The 26,797-nt window shown below is 39.0% G+C and carries 25 protein-coding genes; 11 read left to right on the forward strand and 14 right to left on the reverse strand.

Going from position 1 to position 26,797, the window contains the following annotated elements; all coding sequences use genetic code 11:
• Window positions 1-2 precede the first annotated feature (2 nt).
• The 3 genes from CNR22_00920 to CNR22_00930 all read left to right on the forward strand — a co-directional run bounded on the left by CNR22_00920 (window position 3) and on the right by CNR22_00930 (window position 4,216).
• Window positions 3-1,241, forward strand: a complete 1,239-nt coding sequence (locus tag CNR22_00920) for a phosphohydrolase (protein ID PBQ30382.1) — start codon at window positions 3-5, stop codon at window positions 1,239-1,241.
• A gap of 223 nt (window positions 1,242-1,464) precedes the next feature.
• The gene (locus tag CNR22_00925; protein ID PBQ34783.1) at window positions 1,465-3,429 is read left to right on the forward strand and encodes a dihydrofolate reductase; all 1,965 of its coding nucleotides are present in this window, start codon (window positions 1,465-1,467) and stop codon (window positions 3,427-3,429) included.
• A gap of 70 nt (window positions 3,430-3,499) precedes the next feature.
• Window positions 3,500-4,216, forward strand: coding sequence for a hypothetical protein (locus CNR22_00930; GenBank protein PBQ30383.1), 717 nt, complete (start codon window positions 3,500-3,502; stop codon window positions 4,214-4,216).
• On the opposite strand, the gene CNR22_00935 is transcribed toward CNR22_00930, so the two are convergent.
• Genes CNR22_00935 through CNR22_00955 form a run of 5 tightly spaced genes read right to left on the reverse strand, consistent with a single transcriptional unit; the run spans window position 4,217 to window position 8,090 of the window.
• Window positions 4,217-4,630, reverse strand: coding sequence for a hypothetical protein (locus CNR22_00935; protein ID PBQ30384.1), 414 nt, complete (start codon window positions 4,628-4,630; stop codon window positions 4,217-4,219).
• Between the two features lie 37 nt (window positions 4,631-4,667).
• Complete coding sequence (locus CNR22_00940; GenBank protein PBQ30385.1) at window positions 4,668-5,864, reverse strand: hypothetical protein; 1,197 nt, start codon at window positions 5,862-5,864, stop codon at window positions 4,668-4,670.
• Between the two features lie 2 nt (window positions 5,865-5,866).
• A complete protein-coding gene (locus CNR22_00945; GenBank protein PBQ30386.1) occupies window positions 5,867-6,994 on the reverse strand; it encodes a lipid-A-disaccharide synthase in 1,128 nt (375 codons plus the stop codon).
• Between the two features lie 2 nt (window positions 6,995-6,996).
• Window positions 6,997-7,314, reverse strand: a complete 318-nt coding sequence (locus CNR22_00950) for a hypothetical protein (protein ID PBQ30387.1) — start codon at window positions 7,312-7,314, stop codon at window positions 6,997-6,999.
• A complete protein-coding gene (locus CNR22_00955; GenBank protein ID PBQ30388.1) occupies window positions 7,311-8,090 on the reverse strand; it encodes a 5'/3'-nucleotidase SurE in 780 nt (259 codons plus the stop codon). The genes CNR22_00950 and CNR22_00955 overlap by 4 nt, the downstream gene beginning before the upstream one ends.
• A gap of 188 nt (window positions 8,091-8,278) precedes the next feature.
• Between CNR22_00955 and CNR22_00960 the strand changes: the two genes are divergently transcribed.
• The gene (locus tag CNR22_00960; GenBank protein ID PBQ30389.1) at window positions 8,279-8,980 is read left to right on the forward strand and encodes a hypothetical protein; all 702 of its coding nucleotides are present in this window, start codon (window positions 8,279-8,281) and stop codon (window positions 8,978-8,980) included.
• A gap of 606 nt (window positions 8,981-9,586) precedes the next feature.
• Here CNR22_00960 and CNR22_00965 read toward each other — a convergent pair.
• On the reverse strand, window positions 9,587-10,600 hold the full coding sequence (locus tag CNR22_00965) for a class 1 fructose-bisphosphatase (protein ID PBQ30390.1): 1,014 nt from the start codon (window positions 10,598-10,600) through the stop codon (window positions 9,587-9,589).
• A gap of 66 nt (window positions 10,601-10,666) precedes the next feature.
• Window positions 10,667-10,939 carry a hypothetical protein gene (locus CNR22_00970; GenBank protein ID PBQ30391.1) on the reverse strand — a complete coding sequence of 91 codons (273 nt, stop codon included), beginning with the start codon at window positions 10,937-10,939 and terminating at the stop codon, window positions 10,667-10,669.
• 98 nt (window positions 10,940-11,037) lie between these two features.
• Between CNR22_00970 and CNR22_00975 the strand changes: the two genes are divergently transcribed.
• Window positions 11,038-11,643, forward strand: coding sequence for a hypothetical protein (locus CNR22_00975; GenBank protein ID PBQ30392.1), 606 nt, complete (start codon window positions 11,038-11,040; stop codon window positions 11,641-11,643).
• 213 nt (window positions 11,644-11,856) lie between these two features.
• Here the strand turns inward: CNR22_00975 and CNR22_00980 are convergent, their stop codons facing one another.
• The 3 genes from CNR22_00980 to CNR22_00990 are packed head-to-tail and all read right to left on the reverse strand — an operon-like array spanning window position 11,857 to window position 12,978.
• Entirely contained in the window at window positions 11,857-12,324 is a 468-nt protein-coding gene (locus tag CNR22_00980) for a GNAT family N-acetyltransferase (GenBank protein ID PBQ30393.1), read from the reverse strand.
• A 1-nt stretch (window position 12,325) separates the two neighbouring features.
• Window positions 12,326-12,673 (reverse strand): hypothetical protein, encoded by a 348-nt coding sequence (locus CNR22_00985; protein ID PBQ30394.1) that lies wholly within the window; start codon window positions 12,671-12,673, stop codon window positions 12,326-12,328.
• Window positions 12,664-12,978, reverse strand: a complete 315-nt coding sequence (locus CNR22_00990; GenBank protein ID PBQ30395.1) for a ferredoxin — start codon at window positions 12,976-12,978, stop codon at window positions 12,664-12,666. Before CNR22_00990 ends, CNR22_00985 begins: the two co-directional genes overlap by 10 nt.
• A 36-nt stretch (window positions 12,979-13,014) precedes the next feature.
• On the opposite strand from CNR22_00990, the gene CNR22_00995 reads away from it, so the two are divergent.
• The gene (locus tag CNR22_00995; protein PBQ30396.1) at window positions 13,015-13,944 is read left to right on the forward strand and encodes a TIGR01777 family protein; all 930 of its coding nucleotides are present in this window, start codon (window positions 13,015-13,017) and stop codon (window positions 13,942-13,944) included.
• Window positions 13,945-13,946: 2 nt separating this feature from the next.
• Here the strand turns inward: CNR22_00995 and CNR22_01000 are convergent, their stop codons facing one another.
• Window positions 13,947-14,705, reverse strand: a complete 759-nt coding sequence (locus tag CNR22_01000) for a biotin--[acetyl-CoA-carboxylase] ligase (protein PBQ30397.1) — start codon at window positions 14,703-14,705, stop codon at window positions 13,947-13,949.
• A 78-nt stretch (window positions 14,706-14,783) separates the two neighbouring features.
• Between CNR22_01000 and rsfS the strand changes: the two genes are divergently transcribed.
• Both rsfS and CNR22_01010 read left to right on the forward strand, forming a co-directional pair.
• Window positions 14,784-15,401, forward strand: coding sequence for a ribosome silencing factor (gene rsfS, locus CNR22_01005; protein ID PBQ30398.1), 618 nt, complete (start codon window positions 14,784-14,786; stop codon window positions 15,399-15,401).
• 20 nt (window positions 15,402-15,421) lie between these two features.
• A complete protein-coding gene (locus CNR22_01010) occupies window positions 15,422-17,524 on the forward strand; it encodes a peptidase M41 (protein PBQ30399.1) in 2,103 nt (700 codons plus the stop codon).
• A 235-nt stretch (window positions 17,525-17,759) separates the two neighbouring features.
• Here the strand turns inward: CNR22_01010 and CNR22_01015 are convergent, their stop codons facing one another.
• On the reverse strand, window positions 17,760-18,188 hold the full coding sequence (locus tag CNR22_01015) for a response regulator (protein PBQ30400.1): 429 nt from the start codon (window positions 18,186-18,188) through the stop codon (window positions 17,760-17,762).
• Between the two features lie 158 nt (window positions 18,189-18,346).
• Here CNR22_01015 and CNR22_01020 point away from each other — a divergent pair, with 158 nt between their 5' ends.
• Window positions 18,347-18,706 (forward strand): RNA methyltransferase, encoded by a 360-nt coding sequence (locus CNR22_01020; protein ID PBQ30401.1) that lies wholly within the window; start codon window positions 18,347-18,349, stop codon window positions 18,704-18,706.
• 120 nt (window positions 18,707-18,826) lie between these two features.
• Here CNR22_01020 and CNR22_01025 read toward each other — a convergent pair whose 3' ends face one another.
• Window positions 18,827-23,434 (reverse strand): hypothetical protein, encoded by a 4,608-nt coding sequence (locus CNR22_01025; protein ID PBQ30402.1) that lies wholly within the window; start codon window positions 23,432-23,434, stop codon window positions 18,827-18,829.
• Window positions 23,435-23,758: 324 nt separating this feature from the next.
• On the opposite strand from CNR22_01025, the gene CNR22_01030 reads away from it, so the two are divergent.
• Complete coding sequence (locus CNR22_01030) at window positions 23,759-24,640, forward strand: hypothetical protein (GenBank protein ID PBQ30403.1); 882 nt, start codon at window positions 23,759-23,761, stop codon at window positions 24,638-24,640.
• A gap of 179 nt (window positions 24,641-24,819) precedes the next feature.
• On the forward strand, window positions 24,820-25,317 hold the full coding sequence (locus tag CNR22_01035; GenBank protein ID PBQ30404.1) for a hypothetical protein: 498 nt from the start codon (window positions 24,820-24,822) through the stop codon (window positions 25,315-25,317).
• A gap of 69 nt (window positions 25,318-25,386) precedes the next feature.
• On the opposite strand, the gene CNR22_01040 is transcribed toward CNR22_01035, so the two are convergent.
• Window positions 25,387-26,712, reverse strand: coding sequence for a DEAD/DEAH box helicase (locus tag CNR22_01040; protein PBQ30405.1), 1,326 nt, complete (start codon window positions 26,710-26,712; stop codon window positions 25,387-25,389).
• Window positions 26,713-26,797: the final 85 nt, after the last annotated feature.

Raw genomic sequence — 26,797 nt, forward strand, 5'->3', positions numbered from 1 at the left:
TAATGTACACAAACAAACGCAAAATCATTAACGATCCCATTTATGGTTTTGTTACAATACCCAACGATCTTATTTACGATCTTATCAATCACCCTTATTTTCAACGCCTGCGAAGAATTAAGCAATTAGGTCTTACCAATTTGGTTTATCCCGGTGCTTTACACACGCGTTTTCATCATGCGGTAGGTGCCATGCATTTAATGCAGGAGGCGGTTCTAACTTTGCGACAAAAAGACATTAGTATTACAGATAGTGAAGAGCAGGCGGTTTTAATTGCCATATTATTGCACGATATAGGACACGGTCCGTTTTCACACGCGCTTGAACATAGCATTGTTAAAGGAGTAAGTCACGAAGCCATCAGTACTCTTTTTATGGACAAGCTCAATGAAGAATTTGGAGGTCAGTTAACTCTTGCCCTTGAAATTTTCAACGACCGTTACCCGAAAAAATTCCTGCATCAATTGGTGAGTTCTCAATTGGATATGGACCGTCTCGATTATTTAAAGAGAGATAGTTTTTTTACAGGCGTTAGTGAAGGGGTTATTAGTAGTGACCGAATTATTAAGATGCTTAATGTGGTTAATAACGAATTAGTAGTTGAGCACAAAGCCATTTACAGTATTGAAAAATTTCTTATCGCCAGGCGTTTGATGTATTGGCAGGTGTATTTACACAAAACTGTTTTAAGCGGTGAAACTTTACTGGTAAACATTTTGAAACGTGCAAAAGAACTTTCAGCAGAAGGAAAAGAATTGTTTGCTACACCGAATCTCTCGTTATTTCTGAAAAACAATTTCACGCAAGAAGATTTTAAAAAAGATGACAAGCTGCTGGCAAAATTTGCCAAGCTTGACGATAGTGATCTGGATGCTGCAATAAAAGTCTGGAGCGAGAACGACGATAAAATTCTCTCTAAACTCTGTCAGAATCTTTTAGATCGAAAATTATTTAAGATCGAGATTCGCAACGAACCTTTTAGCGATGCCTATATAAACGGTTTTACCGAAAGAGTGTGCGAACTTTACAATATTAATAAAAGAGAAGCCTCTTACTTTGTTTTGACTGATGTAGTGAATAACAGCGCTTACAATGCCAATCAATTCAATATAAATATTTTAATGAGCAATGGCGATCTTATTGATGTTGCTGAGGCAAGCGATCAACTGAATATACAGAGTTTAAGTAAAACGGTGAGCAAATATTTTATTTGTTATCCGAAAGAATTGAGACTTCCTTAAATTGAAACTTTGCTGATTCAGGTTATAGTGTTTGACTTTTTACCGTTGCAAACCCAGCAAATAAATACTAAACTTGTATCCTTATAAAAAAACCAGCATGAAAAATTATCTTACCGTAGCGGCCCTGGCTGCTGTATTAGTCTCCTGCAAATCTTCAGATAATGAACTTGCAGCTTTAGAAAACGCAAAAAAAGACAGCGTTGCTGTTGATTCTGTAAAACCTATGGATGATTTTAAATATGTATCCGAACAGTTCGCAGACCTAAGAGTTTTGCGTTACAATGTTCCTGGATTTGAAAAATTAGATCTCAAAACCAAAACTTTACTTTATTATTTATCGGAAGCCGCTTTATGCGGGCGTGATATTAATTTCGATCAAAACTATAAATACAATTTAGTTATCCGTAAAACTTTAGAAGCTATTTTGAGTACGAGTAGTCACGATAGCAACAGCGAAGATTTTAAAAAATTAGAATTGTATGCAAAACGCGTGTGGTTTAGCAATGGAATTCACCATCACTACAACAATGATAAATTTGTTCCTGAATGTTCACAAGATTTCTTCACACATGTTTTATCACACGTTGATGAAGCTAAACTTCCAATGCAGACAGGACAGACAAAGGCAGACTTCATTAAGTTTGTAACTCCTTTGATTTTTGATGCGAATATCGCTGCTAAAAAAGTGAGTTTAGATTCTAAAACGGATCTGGTTAAATCATCAGCGGTTAATTTCTACGAAGGCGTAACTCAGAAAGAAGCTGTGGCTTTTTACGCAGCCCAGGTTAATAAAAAAAGCAATGAAAACCCAATGTACGGTTTGAACAGTAAATTGGTAAAAGAAAACGGAAAGCTGGTTGAGAAGGTATATAAAGTTGGAGGCATGTACACACAGGCTATTGAAAAAATTGTTTATTGGTTAGAAAAAGCAATTACAGTAGCGGAAAACGACAAGCAAAAAGCTTCTTTAGAAGCACTCGTAAAGTTTTATAAATCAGGTGACCTTGTCGATTTCGACTTGTATAATATTGCCTGGGTAAAAGACACTGAAAGCGCTGTAGATGTGGTGAATGGATTTATCGAAGTTTATGAAGATCCGTTAGGTAAGAAAGGGTCCTTTGAATCGGTTGTCTCTATAAAAGATTTTGAGGCCAGTAAACGCATTGCAACAATTGGTGCAAACGCACAATGGTTTGAAGACAACTCAACTCTTTTACCTCAACATAAAAAGAAAGACGTAAAAGGAATCTCTGCCAAAGTAATCAATGCAGTGATGGAAAGCGGCGATGCTGCGCCAAGCACTCCAATTGGCATCAACCTTCCTAACAACGAATGGATTCGCGAAGTACACGGAAGTAAGTCGGTAAACTTAGGAAACATTGTAGAAGCTTACGACCAGGCAGCAGGTGGAAGTGTGGTAAATGAATTTTACTACAACGATGAAATTAAACAACGTGTAATTAAATATGCCGCTTTAGCAGATAAACTTCATACCGACATGCACGAGGTAATCGGTCATGCGAGTGGAATTATCGAAGAAGGTGTGGGCGCTTCTTCAGAAACCCTTAAAAATTATGCAAGCGCTTTAGAAGAAGGTCGCGCCGACTTAGTTGCACTTTATTATTTAATGGATCCAAAATTGATTGAACTAGGAGTAATGCCAAATTTAGAATGTGGAAAATCTGCTTATGATGAGTACATTACCAAGGGCCTGATCGTTCAGCTCTCACGCATTAAACCGGGCAAGGAAATTGAAGAAGCGCATATGCGTAACCGTAAAATGATCTCTGCATGGGTTCTTGAGAAAGGAGCTAAAGAAAATGTGGTTGAGAAAAAAGTAGAAGGCGGAAAAACATATTACGTCATAAATGACTACAACAAACTCCGTATTTTATTCGGGGAGCTGTTAAGAGAGATTCAACGCATTAAATCACAGGGCGACTACAAAGCCGGACATGATTTGATCGAAAATTACGGTGTTAAAATTGATCCAAGCCTTCATGCCGAAATCATTGAAAGATATTCTAAATTGAATATTGCACCTTACCAGGGCTTCATTCAACCGAAGCTGGTTCCTGTGATGGAAGGTGATAAAATCATTGATGTTCAGATCTTCTATCCGGAGAGCTTTAAAACACAAATGATGGAATACGGCAGAGATTACGGGTATTTACCTGCTTATAACTAAGTTGATAACCCATTTTAGGGTAATGAATTCATCCCCGGTAGATTCTTAAATTTAAAGAAACTTACCGGGGATGTTTTTTAAACAATCGGCACTCTTTGTTCTTCTTGCTTTCGTTTTAGGATTTAAATCAGATCCTGCATTTCTTCATATTGAAGGTCTGGTAACAGTTGATGGAAAGCCAGCTCAAGCACAGATTGAAATTAATTCTGTGCAGAAAAATGCGGTTGAACGTATTACTGCCGAGGCAAAAAAAGAGGACGGTAATTTTATTTCGCGCTTGCCCGCAGGCAGCGAATACGAAATCGTTGTGCGGGTAGATCACTTTCCTCAACAGGTCATTATTTTAAATACCATACGCTTAACTTCCGATCAGGCGCTGAGTGTTTTTGCCGACTTTACTTCCCCCGAATATGATAAAAAACTGGAAGAACTAATTACTTCAACAAAGGAACTCTTAAAAAACAAATCTTTCGATACCCGGAGTTTTGCATCCAAATACGGTAGTGCTAAAAAAGAAGATCTTCTATACAAAGTACAGATTGGTGCTTATAAATTTTATGAAAATTTTAATTACAACAACGTCCTTGGACTTCCTAAAATAATTCGCAAAGTAGAAAACGATCAGATCACACGTTTTACCATGGGTGGCTATGGCACGTATAATGAGGCTAAACTACTTTTAGAAAAACTACAAAAAGCAAATGTTAAAGATGCTTTTATAGTGGCAGTTTACAAAGACGAACGTAAAGTTCTACAACAATTGATTGACGAGAATATTCTGGAGTAATTATCTTCTTTTTTTCTTATCACAATTTTCACATTCAGGAAACCAGGTTTCAATTATGTCGGGCAGTTTTACAATGTGGCCGTCTTCTTCTTCGGCAGAAATTTCAGTAAAGAATAGTTTTGCAGCAGTACTTTGTTTATTAAGGTATTTGATCATCTCTGCATTGAGTCTATTACTATAGCCAGTAAACTCTTTGGTTTCTCTTTTTCCTTTTACGTACAATTTATACGAAAGAATTTTATTCTCCCGGGGATTTCCAAAACGGTCTACTACAAAAAGTCTGGTTTCTGTATTATCAAAAACTGCTTTTACCAGGTTTGACTCCCTTTTTATGCGAATAGTCTGAGGTTCTTGCGCACGAAGCGTAAGAAAAGAAATACTGATAAATAAACACTGAAACAGGAAAGACTTCATAATTTAAATTTAAGTAATTTGAACGAAAAAGAAAATCCTACTCATCCTTAAAAAAGCTTAGTTTATGCAGGTCGATCAACTGAATATCCTGATAATAAAAATTGAGTACATCCGTATAAGAGTACCCCAGCTTTACCATGCGCATCGCACCTTCCTGACACATTCCCAACCCGTGGCCGTACCCACGTCCTCTAAAGAGAATTGTATCCTTATTAATTTCACTGATGCTGAAAAAAGTAGATTTTAATTGCAAGTCGAGGCGCACATTTTTTAAGGGCACTTTCGAATTATTGCATTCTAAAAAAATCTTTCTTGTTTCCTGGGTGAAATGCAAAGCCGCATCTTTTTCTTCTTCATTCTCGATAGGAAAATTATGTTTCAGTTTTAAATAACTTAGCCAGTCTTCTTTGAGCATGCGACGCTCCCAGCGGGCGTTTGGCATCTTCGTACTAAAAGTATCCACAATGCTTCTCAAGTAAGTAGTACGGGAGCCCCACACATCCTCGCTATTTGCGGTTTGCCCTCCACTATTGCTATGAAAGGCTGCAACAATTAAATTCAGATTTTCGTCTACAACAACCTTACCTCTTGTTCCCGCCATTGCTTTGTAAATATTCTGATCGCGTGGTTTTCCGTAATAAGCCTGGCAGTGTACCTGGTCGCAGAGACTGAATCCTTCCAGGGCGTGTTTATTTACATGTGCTAAGGCGAAAGTTCTTGCAAGAATAGCCTGTACTTTGTAAAACTCCATTGCAGAGCGGGATCCGGCTTCTGCTTCGGTTACTCCGGCAATATAATTATCCAGTACTATCTGGTTAATAATTTTCATAGCACCTTCACTCACAGAAAAGCTGAGATCATCCTGGTACGTTCTTACTTTGCGATCAGGACTAGTTAATTTCAATTTTAATTCACTGTCGTTGTCGCTTACAAATTTTATATATTTAAAAACGCCCATGAGAATGTCGTTTTTTCTCACTTCAATGCTATCGCCGTTTACAGAGAGTTTAAAATCCATTAGGGGGCGACAATCCGCTATCATAAGACCATCGCCCAGTAATTGATAAGTACCAAGATTAATAATTGTGTGTAGCTCAGTAACCTTTAGATGGGCAAAGACCCGAATTTGAATACTTTCAGCCGGGACAAAAAACGAAGTCGAACCCGCAAAGGCTAAAATGGGGATTAGTAAAAACTTTATTTTCGCCGTGGCGAATGCCTTTAATTTTTTCATTCTTAATTTTTCTCTTTAGCATCAAGTACCAGGTGTTCTGCAATTCTTGCAGATGCACCTCCACCTCCGAGATGTTTTATAAGTTCGTCGTACTCATGAAGCATGTTATTACGATAAGTTGTATCGTGAAGCAACAATTTTAATTCCTCTGAGATATTTTTAGCTGTAAGCTCTTCCTGCATTAACTCTTTAACGATGAGCCTATCCATAATAAGATTCACCAGGCTGATGTATTTTACGTTCACCAAACGTTTCCCAATAGCAAAAGACAGTTTTCCTGTTTTATAACAAACAACTTGAGGGAGTCTGAACAAAGCACTTTCGAGTGTGGAGGTGCCTGATTTTATAATTCCTGCTTTTGCATAGGTCATTAATTCGTAGGTCTGGTTAAACACTACTTTGATATGATGTTTTTGAAGCGCATCATAATTTGATTTTGGAAGATTCGTAGAGCCAGCCACCACAAATTGATAGTCTTTAAAATGGTTTGTAACCTCAAGCATGATCCCCAACATGCGTTCAATTTCCTGAACGCGACTTCCGGGAAGCACGGCAATAATAGGTTTTCCAGATAAACCATTGTCTTTGATAAAATCTTCCAGCGCTCTGAACTTCGGTTTCTGCTGTTCGATGGCATCAATCAGCGGGTGTCCGGTAAAATAGACTTTGTGATTGTGTTTTTGATAAAAAGCTTCTTCAAAAGGAAGAATAACAAAAAGTTTATGGGTATATTTTTTAATCTGTTCTACCCGCCCCTCTTTCCACGCCCACACAGTAGGAGAAATATAATAGTCTACCTTTATGCCCTGCTCTGTTGCCCATTTGGCCATGCGCAAGTTAAAGCCCGGGTAATCCACCAATATTAAAAGGTCAGGTTTAAATTTTAAAATCTCCTGTTTAACTATTTTAAAATTTTTATTGATGGTTTTTATATTTTTAAGCACATCAATAAAGCCCATAAAAGCCATTTGCTTGATGTGAATTCCAGCCTTAACTTTTGTCACTTCTTCCATCAAATCACCACCTGTAAAAGCAAATTCCGCCTGAGGATCACGTTTCAGGATCTCTCTCATGCAATTGCTTCCGTGAAGATCACCACTTGCTTCGCCCGCTATAAAATAGTACTTCATGTTTAAATGTATTCGGGTTCAAGATAATAGGTAACGTAAGCAATGAGCAATACATAAGCTATTACTGAAATAATAATACCTCTGTTAAATCGATCAATCTTTGCATTCAGACCTAAATAGAAAATCAATAAATTACCAAGTCCGCAAATTTTAATCACATTACTCAACAGGTATCCATTTTTAAGGTACCTGATAAAACGGTGAGGAAAAGTAATATTGTGGTGAAAAAAGAGCCAGTAAAAAAAGAACATGATCGCAGGAAATAATAATCCTGCTAATAAGCCAATCCACCATTTATCCGCTTTTTGTATCCAGGTCATAATGTTTCAAAATGTTTTAAGTGTGATAAAGAACTATGCGCTGTTAAATCAGCCTGAGTCGGCACTACCGAAATGTAACCGTTGGCAAGGGCCCATTCATCCGTATCTGTAGATTCCGGTTCAAAATTTACAAATTCTCCTGTAAGCCAGTAATAATTTCTTCCATAAGGATCTTTGCGTTCTTCAAAACGCTCTACCCAATTGGCTCTTGCCTGACGTACAACCTTTATGCCTTTAAAATCTGCCGCTTTTAACTTTGGAATATTTACATTGAGACAAACTCCCTTAGGCATTTTATTTTTCAAGGCTTCTTCAATAATGCTGGACACGAATTTTTCAGCTTGTTCGAAATCAGCTTCCATGGCGTAATCGCAAAGACTAAACCCAATGCTTGGCGTTCCTTCCAAGGCACCTTCAATAGCAGCACTCATGGTACCACTGTAAATAACGTTGATCGAACTATTGCTTCCGTGATTTACACCGCTTACTACAAGATCGGGACGTTTTTTTAGAATATGGTTTACAGCCATTTTTACGCAATCCACGGGTGTTCCACTGCAGGCGTATTCTATCTCAGCATTGTGATAATTTGTTTTTTGAATACGAAGTGTTGCATTTATGGTGATAGCATGCCCCATTCCACTTTGTGGTTTGTCTGGCGCTACCACAATGATACGGCCGAATTTAGAAGCAACTTTTGCAAGAAAAGTTATTCCCGGTGCAAAAATGCCGTCATCGTTGGTTACTAATATTACAGGTTGTTCAGAGCTTTCCATATTTTTATTAAAACTAAGGGAAAGATCGCAGAATTAGGGTGAACAGCTGTTAAACTTACTAAAGCTATTTTGTTAATCTCTTTGCACTTTTCTGCGCCACTTTTTCACTTAAATGCCTTTATCTATGCAATTTTGACAGGGTTGTGAAGTGGCATAACACTTGTTTCCTTATCCCTAAAAAAGACACAATGTTTGATATAGGACTAATAGTAATTGCCGGAATTTTTATGTTGATTGGACTTTTAGTAAGTTCTCAGCTAAAGGCAAGATTTAAAAAATACTCTCAGGAGCGTTTGAGTTCAGGTTTGAGCGGAAAAGAAATAGCTGAGAAAATGTTACGTGAAAATGGAATTTACGACGTAAGGGTTACCAGTGTGGAGGGGTCATTAACCGACCATTATAACCCTGCAAACAAAACAGTGAATTTAAGTCACGAGGTTTACAGTCAGAGAACCGTAGCGGCAGCGGCGATTGCAGCGCACGAATGCGGTCACGCCGTGCAGCACAGCACCGCATATGCCTGGTTAAAAATGCGAAGTGCGTTAGTGCCAGCTGTGCAAATAGCTAGCCAGGTGATGAGCTTTTTATCTTTTGGGTTGCTTCTTGTAGGTGTAGGTTTACCGCATTTAGGAAACACGATGCTATTACTTTTTATTGTTTTACAGGCAGCGATCACATTATTCAGTGTGGTGACTTTACCTGTTGAAATTGATGCAAGTAGGCGTGCATTAGTATGGCTAAACCATTCTGGAATTACTTACCGCCAGGAACACGAAGACGCTAAAGATGCTTTGAAATGGGCTGCCTATACGTATGTAGTGAGCGCTTTAAGCGCGATAGCCACATTGCTTTATTTTATCTGGAGATTCACGGCTAATAACCGCGATTAGAAATTTTAATAAGATGGCGGGTTGCTTTCTCGACTACGCTTGAAATACCATTTCTCGACTACGCTCGAAATGACAAGTCTCGACTACGCTCGAAATGACATTTCTCGACTACGCTCGAAATGACAAGTCTCGACTATGCTTGAAATGACAAGTCTCGACTATGCTTGAAATGACAAGTCTCGACTATGCTTGAAATGACAGAGCTCGGGTACGCTCGAAATGACAAGCCTCGACTACACTCGAAAAGACATTTCTCGACTACGCTCGAAATGACAAGCCTCTACTATGCTTGAAATGACATTTCTCGACTACGCTCGAAATACCATTTCTCGACTATGCTTGAAATGACAAGTCTCGACTACGCTCGAAATGACAGAGCTCGGGTACGCTCGAAAAGACAAGCCTCTACTACGCTCGAAATGACGGAGCTCGGCTACGCTTGAAATGACAGAGCTCGGGTACGCTCGAAATGACAAGCCTCGGCTATACTCGAAATGACAGAGCTCTACTACTATTGAAAGAACACCCCTTGAAATATCCTGTCGGGCGAGGTCGAAACATAAAAAAACCGGAACATTTCTGTTCCGGTTTTTTGTTTAAGATTATTTAAACCTTCTCTATGGAATATTTTGTCATAAACTCCATGGCTTTATCCACCATCTCTGAGCTTCCTAAGAATAAAGGCGTACGTTGGTGTAATTCTGTAATAGGAATTTCCATGATACGTTTTCCACCAGTAGTGGCTTTGCCTCCAGCTTGTTCAATAATGTAGGCCAAAGGATTACATTCGTAAAGCAAACGTAATTTCCCATTAGGAGATTTGGTTGTAGTTGGATAAATGTAAACTCCACCGGTAATTAAGTTACGGTGAATATCTGCAACACCCGAACCAATATAACGTGAAGAATAGGGACGATTTGTGGCCTTGTCTTCTTCCTGGCAATATTTTAAGTATTTTTTTACACCATCAGGAAAATGCAAATAGTTTCCTTCATTTATAGAATATACTTTTCCTTGTTTAGGAGTTTGCATGTTTGGATGCGATAAACAAAACTCTCCAATACTAGGATCGAGTGTAAATCCGTTAACTCCCTTGCCTGTTGTGTAAACCAGCATACAGCTTGACCCGTAAATAATGTAACCCGCAGCAACCTGTTCGGTGCCACGTTGCATAAAATCTTCAAGAGTACCAGGACCACTTAAACTTACCCGGCGGTAAACCGAAAAAATGGTTCCAATAGAAACGTTTACATCTATATTGGAAGAACCATCCAATGGATCCATCGCAACAACATATTTTGCGCTCTTTGAAATTTCTGAATCAATAGGAATAATATCATCGTTTTCTTCGCTGGCAATTGCACAAACTTCACCTCCGGCTTTAAAAGCGGCGATAAACTGTTCATTGGCATAAATGTCTAATTTTTTTACGCGTTCGCCCTGAATGTTTGTCTCACCGGTCTCTCCTAAAACATCTACAAGTCCCGCTTTATTTACTTCGCGGTTCACGATTTTTGCAGCAATACCCAAATCGCGCAAAAGTCTTGATAATTCTCCTTTTGCATAGGGAAAATCAGCTTGTTTCTCAATAATAAATTGACCTAATGTTTTAACGTTCATAAATTAAATTTTGGAACCCAAATTTAGGTAAATTAAACGTAAAGAAAATGATTTTTTTAGGAAATATTAGCTAGCAAAGTCCTCTTTAAGGAACTCTTTCCAATCACTAAGATTGGCTATTACCTGAATCTGGCGGTATTTGTAGTGGAATTTTTGCTCGTCGGTTTGCGAATTCAAAACGGTAATTCTGTATTTATCAAAATTAGACAAAGCAGTTTTTTCTTCTCCAGTTAATTTTATACCACTGAATTCCTTGTCGCGCAGATCATTGATGCTAACAACAAGTCCAGTAGTTTTCTTATTTAAAAGCGCTGATAAAAAATCTGTTTTATAATCCACAAAGTAAAAATAATCTAAACGCCAGCAAGTATAAAGCTATTTCCATTTATTATACTAACATTGCGCTGTTAATTGTCATTTTTTAAGAAATGTAATGCATGCTTCAAAAGTTCCTGCTACTGTTTGTACTTTTTAATTTCACCTTAGGGGCACAATCTCCTAAAGTCAGTGGACCAGAATTGGGTTGGGCCCTGGCTCACCCTTTTGCAGCTATAAAGATTAAACGGCTGACAAACACATGCAACCAACTGAACTCCGTTAGTAAGCCAACACTACAACTGGATAGCTTTAGTAATGGGGGCAAAGCAGATGCCTACCGACATGCATTCTATATGGCTGCATATGCGCAGAAAATAACGATTCGTAAATTAAGAAAACTTGGCAGAGCTCATGAAAAGGCAAACTACCAGCAATTTCTTAAAGCGAAAAAAGAAGATGGTGAAGTGGCTGATAGTTTAAGCTGCGTTATGGACCTGGCAAATAATGAATTAGGATTTAAAATTGGATCTGAGCATAAAAAAAACGCTTTAAAGGAATTAAGTCTGATTACCATTAAAGAAATTCAAAATGGACAAGCCATTATTATGAAGCGCGATGGGCAGGGAAACTATTTGATGTGTGATGGCAGGAGAATTAACTTGAGTTTGTACAGAGGAGTATGGTATGTGCCTAAGTGTTTAGTGAAATCTTCGGATGGAAAGTAGCGGCAGGTTTCAACGATTGTTTTTGCTGCCTAAAGAATTAAGACTTTATTTGTTTAAAATGAATTGTGAGATGATGTCTAACTACTGATTCTTTCATTGAGACTACTCAATGAAAGATTTTTCCATCCCTGAATTTGAAAAAATACTGCTCAAAATTGTCGGCCGCTGAAATCTGTTTAATCTGTCTGTTTTTTTTCTACACCTTTAGAATACCTAAGACTTTTGCAATTGCATATCGCTCAACTTACAGTTAATCCACTCGCCATCAAAATTAGCCTTGTATTTTTTATAGAATTCAATAGCGGGCGTATTCCAATCTAAAACCTGCCACTCCATGCGGCGGACTTTTTCTTCTTTAGCAACCTTTACAACTTCATTGAATAATAATTTTCCAAAACCATTCTGACGTTCTTTTTCCGTGACAATGAGATCCTCTAAAAATAAACATTTCCCTTTCCATGTTGAATATTTGTAATAGTAGAGTGCCATACCAACGATGACGTTTTCTTTTTCAAGGACAAAAAAATCGAAAAGTTTATTTGGACCGAAGCCCCAGTTGCGCATTTCTGTGGATGTAACTTCCACCTCAGCAGGAGCTTTTTCAAACACAGCAAGTTCCTTCACTAAATTTAGCGCTGCCTCTAAATCTTTTTCTGTTCCTTTTCTTAAAACAACTGACATATTATGACGAAAATTTTTTTCTTAAAATAACCTTTTGCAAAACCCGTTTGATAATAAGTTCAGCCAATACTTCTTCAAAATCCATGGTCTTATTTTCCTGTTGATACCTTCGTAGTTGAAAATCACTAATATCTATACGGTAGAGCAATCCGGGAAGAGCAGAAGCATTTCGTTGAGACAACCTAACTAATTCGTGATGGATTTTCTCTTTCAGACTTTCAAATGCAGGAGGAAGAGTTTCTGCAAAATCTCCGTTCAGACCAGAGCCTTCAAAATCTTTTTTGAGTTGAACTTTAAACAATTCAAAAAAATCTTCTTTGAGAAGCTGTTTATTTACATCTATTTCCAATCCTTCAACAATAAACGCTCTACCGGAATTTTATTCACTATATGTGATTGTATAATTTCTTTCACATCTTCCTTTTTAACACCCACATAGAATGTCCCTTCCGGATAAATGGCCACAGTAGGACCAAAATCGCAAATACCAAGGCAGCCGCTTTTATTAGCTCTTGTTTTTAAACCTATGTTGAGATCCTTTAATTGCTTTTTGAATTCGCCTGCTAACTCCAGACCATGCGCCTCACCACAACTTAATTTCTCACTGCCTGTGCGTTGGTTGTTACAGACAAAAATATGAACATCAAAAATCATAAACTTTTTGTAATTTAAACTGTTAGTAAAAATACTATGGCAAAGATATTAATTACCGGCGGAAGTGGTTTGGTTGGAAAAGCTATTTCTGATTTATTACTAACTCAGGGGCACGAGGTTCGCTGGTTAAGTCGCGAAGCGTCACAAAGTCCTTCAGGATCAGGAAAAATTGTAAGTTTTAAATGGGATATCAAAACCGCTTACATCGATGAAAAAGCGATGGAGGGTTTAGACCATATCATTCATTTGTCAGGTGCTGGTATTATTGACAAACGCTGGACCGAAGCTTACAAGAGAGAACTCGTTGACTCACGGGTAAAGAGCACCGAGCTCCTATTTAAAACCATTTCTAAACGGGCACCTAAATTAAAATCCTTTATAGGAGCAAGCGCTGTGGGGTATTACGGCAGTGATGTAACAGATCATGTATTTACTGAAACAGATGAAGCGGTTCTTGATAACTCCCGGCATGATTTTCTAGCCGAAGTTTGCATTGCCTGGGAGAACAGTTATAAACCCATCGCTCAAACTGGCCTGCGCACAGCAATTATCCGTACAGGAATTGTTTTGAGTAAAGAAGGAGGCGCTTATGCGAAAATGGTTACACCCTTTAAGTTTGGTTTGGGTGCAGCGATCGCAAGCGGCAAACAGTACTTTCCCTGGATTCACATAAAAGATCTGGCACAAATTTATGTCTATGCTTTGTTTCAGGATAACGTTAGCGGCGCCTACAATGCAGTAAGTTCTGTGTCTATAAACAATGACAATTTTTCCAGAGCATTAGCAAAAAGTTTAAACAAAGCTTTTTTTCTCCCGAATGTTCCGGAGTTCGCTCTAAAACTGGCACTTGGAGAGCGCGCTGTGACTATAACGCGGGGTGTGCAAATTTCAAATGAAAAAATCAAAGCGGCGGGCTATAATTTTGCGTTTGATGATCTTGAAGAAGCTTTAAGGAGTTTAAACTAAGATCAGTAGATCCATTTAATATCCTTAACATCCATTTCTCTTTCTCCACCAGCTGAATCTTGCAACACCAGCAGACCGCTCTCACCTACTCCTTTCACACAAAAACTTTCCGTCTTTCCATTCAACTCAAAGTCGCGGAATGTATTTAAGCCGAAAAGATTTTTCAGGTAAGACGAGGTAATGTTTTCTTTTTTTGAATTTAACAATGCCAGGTAGTGTTTCTCCAGCTGCTGGCAAAGTATCTCCAAAACATACTGGATAGAATAAGTTCTTCCGGTAATACTTTTAAGAGACGCGGCTTTTAAATTTTCTCCAAAAAATTCCTGGTTTACGTTTATTCCAATACCCGCTACACACCAACTTATTTGTCCATTGTGAATGGTATTTTCAATTAAGATTCCCGCAATTTTTTTCTGATTTACCAATATGTCATTTGGCCATTTTATTTTAATGTCAATTTGGCTACTATCCAATATTTGCGCCATTGCGTCATAACAAGCTAAAGCGGCAACCTGGTATAAAAAAAATTGATTTTTAAGTTCCAGAAAAGTAGGACGTAAAATAAACGAAGCCGTCATATTCCGCTCTGGCTCTGCGGTCCAGAGTGAGCCACGCTGACCCTTACCATGCGTTTGATTTAGAGCATGCACCACTGTGCCCTCAGGAAGGTTAACGTTCTTTAACAAGTCTATGGCATAAGAATTGGTACTCTCTATCTCAGGTAAAAAAATGATGTTTTTCCCAATAAATAATGTTTCCATTACGCCAAATAAGTTAAATTTGTTGTTTAGTGTAAACCTAAGAAAATTAATTAAAAGCTAAGCAAAATAAATATCTTCATGGCCAAAAAACCAGTAACAAAAATCGCTGCAAAAAAAACTTCAAAATCACCAGCAAAAAAAACAACTGCTAAAAGTTCAGGTTCTTCAAAAAAAGTTCTGGTAAAAAAATCAGTAGGAGGAGCAGGCGCTAAAAAATCCGCAGTAAAGGTAAAAAAGCCATTAACAGATAAAGAACGTGAATTGCGCGAAGCAAACGTTATAGCGAATTCTGAGAACAAGAAAAAACCTTCAACTACAAAAAGGCCAAAAAAAACCAGCACCGCTAAACAAACCACAGGTTTGCTTGATTCGATTGTAGAAGGGATGCAGGAGCGCAAAGCTAAAAACATTCAGATTTTAAACCTGCAAGGTCTCGAAAACCGTGTAACAGATTATTTCGTTATATGCGATGCCGAGAGTAATACACACGTTAACTCTATTGCCGACAGCGTAGAGGAAACGGTTGAAAAAATGACCAGTGAAAGACCGTACCACTCCGAAGGCCAGCAAAATGGCGAATGGATTCTGATCGATTACATCAACATTGTAGTACACGTTTTTTTACGTGAAGCAAGAGAGCATTACAATATTGAAGGTTTGTGGGGTGATGCGGAAATTACAGAGGTTAAAGATTAATCTAAATTAGAACTTACAAAATGAGCGACGAACAAAAACAGGAACCAACACAAAATACAAACAGCAACGATCAACCTTCTTCGCAAGAGGAAGAAAGAAAGAAGCAGTTTGAACGCATGAAAGAAAAATTCGGGCGTCAGAACTCTCCTTTTGGAGGAAACAAAGGTGGTAACGGTGGCAATAATTTCTATTGGATCTACGGTGCCGTTGTAGCTATTTTACTTTTTATTGTTTTTTACGGAAATGATTTTAGTTCCCGTTTAAAAGAAGTGCCACAAAGCAAATTTTATCATGACATGCTCTTAAAAGGGGATGTGCAGGAAGTAGTGATCGTAAATAAAAACATTGCCCGTATTACCGTAAATCCGGATAGCGCGGCAACACTCGACCGATACAAAGATCCTAAAACAGGGCAATCCTATTTCCCGGATAAAAAATTTAAAGGCCCTCAATTCTTTGTAACCATTCCTTCGATTGATTATTTCTTATCGAGTATGGAAAAAGTGCAAACAGATGCGGGGATTCCTAAAGACAGACAAGTGTCGGCACGCAGTGTGGAAGAAACAAACTGGATGACAGATAATTTGTCTTTTATCATTCCAATTTTATTAATGCTGGTTATCTGGATAGTAATGATGCGCCGCATGGGCGGTGGTGGAAGCGGTGGTCCGGGACAGATCTTTAATATTGGAAAATCGAAAGCGACTTTATTTGATAAAGACACCCATGTAAATATCACCTTTAACGATGTGGCCGGCTTAGACGGTGCAAAAATGGAGGTTATGGAAATTGTAGACTTTTTAAAGAATCCGAAAAAATATACAGACCTGGGTGCGAAAATTCCGAAAGGAGCCTTATTAGTAGGACCTCCGGGTACAGGTAAAACTTTACTGGCTAAAGCAGTTGCCGGTGAAGCAAAAGTTCCGTTCTTTTCTTTAAGCGGATCTGATTTTGTGGAAATGTTCGTAGGAGTTGGAGCTTCACGTGTACGTGATCTATTCAGACAAGCGAAAGAAAAAGCACCTTGTATCATTTTTATCGATGAGATAGATGCTATCGGACGTGCTCGTGGTAAAAGCGCTTCAGCTGGTGCCAACGATGAACGTGAAAACACTTTAAATCAATTGCTAACGGAAATGGACGGTTTCGGAACTAATAGCGGTGTTATTATTTTAGCGGCTACTAACCGTGCGGATATCTTAGACAGAGCGTTAATGCGCGCCGGCCGTTTTGATAGGCAGATTTATGTAGATATGCCCGACTTAAATGAACGTAAGGAAATTTTCGCGGTGCATTTAAAGAAAATTAAAATCGACGATACTGTAAATATTGATTTCCTTGCCAAACAAACACCTGGATTTAGCGGGGCCGACATTGCTAATATTTGTAATGAGGCAGCTTTAATTGCAGCCCGTTCAAACAAGAAAAATGTTCAGAAACAAGATTTCTTAGATGCTGTTGATAGAATTATCGCAGGTCTTGAAAAGAAAAATAAAATTATCACTGTTGGAGAAAAACGTGTGATCGCGTTTCACGAAGCTGGTCACGCTACTGTGAGCTGGATGTTGGAACATGCCAGTCCTCTGGTTAAAGTAACTATTGTACCTCGCGGTAAGTCTTTGGGTGCTGCCTGGTATTTACCGGAAGAGCGCCAGATTACTACGCTTGACCAGATTTTTGATGAGATGTGCGCTGCTTTAGGCGGACGTGCTGCAGAAGAAATCGTTTTTGGAAAAGTAAGTACGGGTGCATTGAGTGATCTTGAAAAAATAACCAAACAAGCTTATGCCTGTATCGTGTATTACGGTTTAAATGAAAAGATCGGTAACATAAGTTACTACGACAGCTCAGGACAAAGTGAATATAACTTCAGCAAACCTTACAGCGAAAGCACTGCTAAAACCATTGATGAAGAAGTTAAGAAAATGACGGATATTGCTTATGCAAAAACGAAACAAATCTTAATGAGCAATAAGGATAAGCTGACTATGTTAGCAGAGAAATTGCTTGAGAAAGAAGTGATCTTTAAAGAAGATTTAGAAGAGATCTTTGGTAAACGTCCATTCGATAAACACGAAGAGGCAATGAAACCACAGATTGATATTCCACCAATTTCAATTTAATCTGAATGAAAATAAAAAAACGCAATCTCAAAAGGGTTGCGTTTTTTGTTTAAGGTCTAAACTACTTTTCCAAAAAACCGGAAAAGGTTATGCGATGTTTTCGAATAAATTTTTAAGTAGTGGCTCAGGTTAATTAAAGCCTTTTTTGATTGTCTGAAAATGCCGACTGTTCTATGCGCCACCGAAGAGCGATCCTGGTAAAGTTGCCATAAGAATTCACGAAAAAAATTGCTAATTAACCAATATCTGAAGGATGTTCACAGTGCATCCAATAGGTAATAATGCTTTTTATTTGTTCTTTAATGATAGAATAGTTGTGCTCTTTCTTAAAAAAGCCCTGAATAGTTAAGTCCTCATAAGCTTTTGTGACCACGTATTTGTCAACAGCAGTGGAGTAAAATATAAATGGAATACTTTTTCTTCTTAAGTGTTCATTAGCCTCTATTTCGTGTTTAAAGGCAATTCCATTTTGTTTTGGGAGATTTACATCACATACAATCAGGAAGGGTTGTCCACTGCTGTTAGTAAGGTAATCCATTGCAGTTTGAGTGTCTGAAAACCACAACAAATTATTCCCAATTTCAAGCTCGAGCAATACCGTTTTAAAAAGTTCGGCATCATCTTCATCATCTTCTATTAATACTATAGGTCCAGTCTTAGCCATGCAGCATGTATGAAAATACTGTGCCTATTGCCTTCTCCTTTGTATTGCCTGTTCTGAGATATTCTATGTGAAAGCATCACCAATTAGTGTAATTAAGACCTCACTTTGAGTCTTAGGGTTTGAATTTTATTATTACGCCAGAACACTTATTTTTGCTTATGGCCTATGCAGAACATATTGCAGATCGTATTCGCGAAGCATTAGTAGATCTTCCGCTTGTGGATGAGAAAAAAATGTTTGGTGGCGTTTGTTTTATGGTGGATGGAAAAATGTGTGTGGGCGTTATTAAGGACGAAATGATGTGCCGCATTGATCCGGAAATAGAGGAAATGGCTTTAGAACAAACGGGTTGCCGGCAAATGGATTTCCAGACCAAACACATGAAAGGGTACGTTTACATCAGCGACGAGGGTATGCGATCCAAAAAAAAATTCGATTATTGGATAGATTTATGTCTTGATTTTAATAAAAGAGTTCAGCCCTCAAAAAAATCAGCTAAAAAAAAGAAGCAGGGGTGACATTTCATAAAGCTTACTAGTTGAATTTTAAACGCTAACCAGCGAAAAATAAACGCAATTCTTAAGATGCATACCCTTGCCGATAGAGTTTCAACTATAAACTTTCGACTATACCCTTTACTACTGAATCACCAGCTTCCTTACTTCATGCTTAAACAAATTAGAAGTATAAGAAATAAAATAAACCCCCGGTTTTAATTTTACAGGTACCAATATAAAATTAGTTCCCTTCTTTAGATCCATTTTTTCAGAATGGCACAGTCTACCGAGATTATCGGTAATAGAAAAAGTACCGTCTAAATCACTTGCTGAAACATTAAAAACAAGATTTATTTCGTTGCGGGCTGGATTTGGGAAAAACCGAAACTCGTTCTGAGCAAGATGACATTGACTCACAACAGTTTTAAGCATCTCTTTGTGTTGATCTTTATCTACTTGCCACAATCGGTAATAAGATGTTTCATCGGCAAAATTATTATCTGTCATAACATAAGTTTTCTTTAACGCAGAATTAGCTCCAGAATATTTTTTTGCTATCTCTACCCACTCTTTTCCGTCAACACTTCGCTCGATATAAAAATAATCGTTGTTTCTTTCGCTTGCCGTAGTCCAGTTAAGCTGTACCCCTTCCTGAACACAAACTGCCGTAAAATCCAGTAATTCAATAGGCAAAGGATTTAAATTTGTTTTAGATCCGAGAGTAAAAGGACTAAATACCGTAACCGGAGAACTACTTTGCATAGAACCTGCAGCGTTAGTGCCGGTTACATTTATCGCTCCGTGATCTTTCCATTTCACCTGGCCAGCGTCCCAACGGGCAATAACAAGGTCGGTGTAAGTGGTAATACCGCAACTATTTGCAGCCCATGTTAAATTAACATTCACGATAGACGATCCTCCTGTTCTGTTTAAAATCCAATGCTCGCAACTACTAATATGATCAATGGTTGCATCTTTAGAAGTGCTTGTATACGGAGGACTAGGATTCGAATAAAAATATTGTGCTGTGAAATTATCACTTGTATTTACCGGCGCTGAAATGGATACAGGTCTGTATAAATCATTTAAACCAATTGGAAAAGTAAAAGCCTGATTTCCGAATTTAACAACGGGTCCTTCGACATAACTCACATCACTTGCATTAGTAGCGGTGGCTCCATTAAGAAACTGCAATGTTCCTGTAGATACAACTACTCCATTTTGAAAATCCATGTTAGAAGTAATTCTGTGAATAGTTGGAGATAATGTTACATCACCCACATTATTTATAACCAGCCTGTTAAAAGTTTGAGTGGTATTGCAACTCATTGTTTTTGCACCCGTTCCCAATATACTTACTGTTCCCGTTCCAGCATTAAAAAATCCCCGGTTAATCCAGTCACCATACACCGTTAGGCCAAAAGCGCCACTTACTACAAGACTCGCTGCAGGAATTGCAGCGCTTGTGGCTGTTGCGGCCGCAGCGCCAAAAATTGTAAGATCCAGGCAGGTAGCGCCTGAAGCTCCTATAACAGGTTGAAATGCGGTACCTGAATTAAAGATGATGGCGTCATCTGTAACGCTCGGTGTATTTGATCCGCACCAGTTGGCGGCATTAAACCAATCTGAACTAACGGCTCCGGACCAAACGGCAACGGAAGAAGTTATTGAAGCTGGTACAAAAGCGATATTCAAACTGGCAGTAGAAGTATTCTGAAGTAACCTTATTTCTACCGTAGTTAAGTTAGAAAGTACACCTACCCAAAGAACAACGCTGGCGCTTGATGTTGCGCGCGTAGCTACCTGCGTTCCATTTATATTCACATAAACGTTGTCGTCGTTACCGAGGGCTATTATCGAATAGGTGTTGCATGTAAAGCCGGTGCGCTTGAAACTCATAGTGTAAGCGCTTGTAGGCATGGTACACCCTTGATATGCCAGGCCATTGGTGGCATTAGCCGTTGACGGTGCGGCATTCGCTGCCCAGCGGGTAGTGGTATTAAAATCGTAACCACTGGCTCCCCCACCGTCTTCTGTATAATAGCCATAATAATTCGTATACGTGGTGCTATTAAAACAATAAGCATTCCAGGTACCTGTAGGAAAGACAGTGGGATTAATTAAAGGCACAACCATTACAGTAGCACTTGAAACAACTGCAGTACAATTATTACTTCCTGTTACGGTGTAAATTGTATTTGCGGTGGGTGAAGCAATAACCGAATAGCCTGTAGTGGCACTGAGTCCTGCTGAAGGCGCCCAGGAATATGTATTTGCCCCGCCTGCAGTAAGGGTGGTGGATTCTGCAGCGCAGTTAAGAGTAGAACTAAGCGGCGTAACACTTGTAGTAGGCAGAGGGTTGATAGTAAGTGAGGTAGTGGAAGCAGATGTGCAACCTGTTAAAGTATCAGTGATTGTGCAGGTATAATTTGTACTTACAGTGGCAGAAGATGTTGTAACGGTTCCTGTAGTTGAACTCAGATTCGTTGCGGGTGCCCACAGATAAGTAGCCCCTGTAATGGCGGCAGCTGTAAAGGTTGTACTTGTACCTAAACAAATGGTAACAGGCGGACTTAATACCGGTGCCGGCACAGCAACAAAGGTAGCTGTAATATATCCTCCCGAAGAAACATTTACGTAACGTATTTCAACAGTCGATGAGCTCCCCAGAAAGCCGGTCCATACGCCTCCCGCAACACCAGAATGAACATCCCCACCAGTGAGATGCTGAAATACCTGTACATTGTTTATAAGAATGGTAACGTAATCATCGTGGGCGGTTTCTATTCTGTAATAACCACATGGAAAATTAGTTCTCTTAGAAATTGTACCATGTGTTGCAGGAATAAGGTTGCAACCAGAATAGCCAGTGCCAGCTGTAGTTGTTAATGCTACGCTGGGGGTTGAAGAAACCGCCCATCTGTTACGACTATCGAAACTTAAATTATTTTCCGTATAAAAACCATAAAAGTCCGTCAGCGCTGTGTTGTTGTAGCAGTATACATTCCAAACATTATTACCAAAAACACTGGGAGAAATGGTGGGCGTATTTCTTACTGTTACCACCCTGGTGGCTATGGATGTTGTGCAATTATTAGAACCCGTTATAGTATAGGTTGTAGTGATTGTAGGTGTAGCGGTAACTATAGTTCCGGTAGTAGCACTCAATCCGGCCGGAGGCGCCCAGGAATAGGTATTGGCGCCGGATACCGTTATAACTGTATTGTTAAAGCCGTTGCAAATGTTACCACCGGCGGTGATAGAGGAACTGGTTGCCGCCGTTGCGCTCACTGTTACTACAACACTATTACTAAATACAGCACAGCCTGTAACCGGATCTGTCCCGGTAACAACATACGTAGTAGTGGCAGCCGGAGTGGCTATGGTTGTGGGTGATCCTGTACTCGGGCTCACCGAACCTGCAGGCGTCCACGAATAATCGATCGGCAATGTCCCCGTATTTGCACTGGTGAGGGTTGCCGTAGTTAAAGAGCAAACCCGCACAGGGGCGCTGATTACCAACTGATTTAGTTTTGTAAATGTAGCTTGCAGTAAACCATTGCTCGGAGTGTTGGAACAACGTAATTCAATTTCGTCTGTAGCCTCTATCACGCCCCTCCACGCGTTGGTATGACTGTCACAACATCCGTTGGTATGAGTAAATACGGCTACTCCATTTATGATAAAATAAACTTCCTGGCGGTGATTGGGAATATCTAACTGATAATAACCACAGGGTATATTTGTTCTTTTATAAACGAACGAATACATCGCAGGATTAATCACGCATCCGCTATAGCCGCTGGCGGCACTCGGACTGGCGGTATTAGCCCAGCGGGTAGTGGTTGTAAAACTTAAGCTGGTTTCGGTATAAGTACCTACATAATTGGTTGTGTAATTATTATCGGCTGCATAACAATAAACATTCCATCTTCCATTTCCAAAAACGGTGGGCGTTCCTACAGGCGCGATTATGCTCAGGTTAGAGCCGTTATCGGGACCAATCACGGAAGGGTTGGACGCGACAACACGCATACGGTAACCCGTACCCTGCGCAGTTCCTCCTGGAATAGTGCAGGTAATGGGGCCAGGCACAACGGCCGTGTAGGTACCTATCACAACAGGACTTGTAAAACTTCCGGCAGCGTTTGAAAGTTCAACAGAATAAACATTGGTACTCGGAGTGCTCATAAAGGCACAAGAGGTTTGTGTAAATGTTAAACTGAATACTTCCGTCTGACAAAATGAACTCTGCGTTACCGTGGGAGAATTGAGTGTTATAGCATAAATAAGCTGATCGGCGCCGTTATCAGATCCATTAATTGCGGGATTATTACTGATAACACGGTACCTGTAAAGATTACTCGTTAATAACGTGGAAGGAAGCGTGCAGGTGATCGTGCCACCTGCAGTAGCAGTGAGGGTTCCTATAGTAACCGGACTACCCCCAAAACTGCCTATCGCATCAGATACCTGTGCAGAAAAGACGTTTACAGAAGGGGTATTTGAAAATGTACCTGTAGTAGTAAAGGTAATGTTCAAAGTTGTTCCAGCGCATATTGAGCCAGAAGCAGCGGGTGCTGTTACACCAATTGCCTGAGCATAAAATCTGGAAGGAAAAAGAAAAACCAGGAGAACGACAAAGCGCAAAATAGCATCGACCAATGAAGGAAAATTATTGATTAACTTATTCATTTTTAAGAAAAAGTTAAAAGTAGTAAATAAAATGCTAAAATTGATTTTAATCAAAGTTTATCCGGGTAAATCAGGATGGCAACACTAATTTGGGTGTAGCTTCATTTGTAAGATTTGAAAATAAGCCGGAACATTCCAAAACTTAACCAAAACTTAAACACACTAAGGTCTGATTTTTTGATACAGCTCTGGCATACTATTTTAAGGTAAAACCGTTAACCTCATCCAACTATTAAACGAGCAGAAATCAAAACAAAAATTACTTCGTCGAAATTCAAGAGCTTTAGCCAGGAAAAAACCATGGCTCTTGTGGGTCATGAAAAGATTATTACCTTTAAAACCTAATCAACCCTTGCAAATAATTTAAAAAACTAACTTATGAAATCACTTACCAGGAATCTCCTAGTATTAACCCTAGCAGTGGGAATGTCATTTACGTCCTGCACCAATAAAGAAAAAGAAGAAGCTGCGTTAGAGCAGGTTCAGGTTATGAGCTCTTCTAAAGATTCTATTGAAAATGAAATGGTAAAAACCATGGATGAGATCAACAAGAACTTAGATATGATCCGTGATAAACAAGGCATGGTAGCAAACACATCGGCTGCCGAAAGCATGACTAAAAAAGAAGAAATTCTTCACAACATCAGCCTTATCAATGCTTTATTAGAAGACAACAAATTTAAGATCGAACAACTTACCAAACAATCCAAAAAATTAGGTAAGGAGAACAGCGCTATGAAGAAAATAGCGAAACAAACCAAAGAGCGAATTGAAAAACAAGAGCAGGAAATTGCCATGTTAAAAGAGCAATTGGCACAAGCTGAATTTAAGATCGCTGATCTGAATAATAAATTAGACGAATCACAAATGGCTAACGAAGTTTTATCGTCAGAAAAAGCTTTATTAACTGAAACTAATTCTAAACTGGATAAAGACTTAAACAAGGCATATTTTACTTACGGTACTTATAAAGAATTAAAAGAGAAAAGTATCGTAGAGAAAAAAGGTGGTTTTCTGGGTGTTGGTAAAAAAGAAGCCCTTGCAAGTGCTTTTACAAAAAACAGATCTTCGTTTACCGAAGTGGATATTCGCGAAGCTAAATCCATTCCTATTCAAGGTAAAAAACCAAAATTGGTAACTCACCATCCAGAGGGGTCTTACTCGTGGACAGAAGGTGAAAATGGTTTTGCCACTTTAAATATTACAAAGCCGGAAGAATTCTGGAGCACATCTAAATTCCTGGTAGTGGAAATTAAATAATCTTAAAAATCACTTACCAAAAGGCTTTCCCAAAAGGAGGGCCTTTTTTTTTGGGAAAAATTTTCCTGATGGGCTCCTTTTACCCAATTGGTAAAGCGAAAAAACACTTATTCCTTTCACTATTAGCAAGATAGACTGTTGGCATAATATTTTCTCCCTAAAAGTAAAAGAAAAAAACCATGACAACATCAAAATTTTCATCCCTTTGCCTTGGATTGGCAGTTGTAGGATCCAGCTTATTTTTTACGAACTGTAAAAAAGACGAAAAGGATCCGGAACCAGAACCAACTCCCACACCGGTAGTACAAACAAATACTGAAAAACTAACCGGCAAAAACTATAAAATGACAGCCGCGACAGTAGAACCAGCAATTTTTGGTATCACTGATTTTTACGGACAAATGACAGACTGTGAAAAGGACGATTTAGTACGTTTTGACACGCCAAACATTTATAAAGATGATGAAGGTCCGACAAAATGTAATACCAATGATCCTCAAACCACTTCCGGAACATGGGTGTGGAACACGGACGAAACTATTCTTACTATCACCAGTGGAAGCGAAAATACAAGCTACAATGTTCTTCAGAATGATGGAACTACTTTAAAAGTGAAGTACACGGAAAACATTAACGGTACTAATTATGCACTTACCGCAACTTATGTAAAACAGTAATTTATTAGTCTTTTACATAACAAAAAAAGAGCGGGATTAATTCCGCTCTTTTTTTTCTCGCTATTTTCATCAACGCTTGCGCATGCTCCTGCTTTTCTCAAGAGCGCGTCTTTGTTTTTCCTGGCGGCGTTTTCCGCCTAATTGTACCTTGGCATTTTTTGCTTTTTTCTCATGGAAGGCTCCGGTAGGAATGACTAATTTCTTTCCTTTTTTAAGGTTTTTATCACGAACTGCAGGAATTTCATCGGGTGTAAGATCTTCTGAAATCTCAACATCTTCCGGTAAATCGAGTACCGTTATTTTTTTTGCCATGAGTTCTTCGATGGCTTCCTGCATTTCGAGTTCTTTATCGGTTATAAAACTTAAGGCAATACCAGTTTTATCTGCCCTACCCGTTCTACCAATACGGTGAATGTAAGAGCTGGGATCTTTTGGAGTATCAAAATTTATAACGTGAGTTACGTCTTGCAAATCGAGTCCGCGGGCAATTACATCTGTAGCAATCAATAAACGGTGCGTACCTTCCTGGAATTGTTTTACCGCATTAAAACGGTGGGGCTGCGACTTATTGGAGTGAATGATGCCAATGTCGTCGCTAAAGGCTTCGAGCTCTTTTTCAAGATCATCGGCTATTTTTTTATTTTTCACAAACAACAATACTTTGCTCATGCTGGCATCATTCTCTAAAAGCCATTTCAGCGTGTTAACCTTCGTGTAAAAATTCGGAATGTGATAAGCTTGCTGAATGATTTTCTCTAAAGGCGTTCCGCGGGTTATGACCTCTATGTATTCGGGAGCGTTAAAATATTTTTCAATCATCGCTTCCACATCTTCGGTAAGGGTTGCCGAAAACATTAAATTCTGACGTTTTGGTGGAAGAACTTCTAAAATTTGTTTGAGTTGGGGCCTGAATCCTAGATTCAGCATTTCATCCACTTCATCGATCACCAGTTTTTTTACAGCACTGAATTGTAAAGTGCGGCTCAAAGTAAGATCGATCAATCGTCCGGGAGTTGCCACTAAAATATCGAGACCATCATATACTTTTTGTTTTTGTGTATTGATATTGGAAGCACCATAAACTCCGAAAACGCGAAGACTCATGTACTTTGCAAGCTTTTCAATTTCTGTTACTACCTGCACCACCAGCTCACGTGTTGGAACCACAATGAGCACGCGCGGGTGACGTTGTTCTGAATAAGTAAGCTGACGTAAGATCGGAATTAAATAAGCAAATGTTTTTCCAGTACCGGTTTGCGCAATCCCCACAGCATCTTTGCCCGACATAATGATCGGGAAAGCTTTTTCCTGAATAGGTGTTGGATTTTCCAGCTCCAGATCCTGTAAAGCTTTTACAAGTGGTTTAGAAAGGTTGAGATCGTTAAAGGAAGTCATATGGCTATTTTACGCGAAGATACTTAAATCTTAGGCATTTAAGGCTTTAATTTTATGGCCTAAACGTAAGGCAGGCTTGCAGAGC

Source organism: Sphingobacteriaceae bacterium (genome assembly GCA_002319075.1).
GTDB lineage: Bacteria > Bacteroidota > Bacteroidia > B-17B0 > Aurantibacillaceae > Aurantibacillus.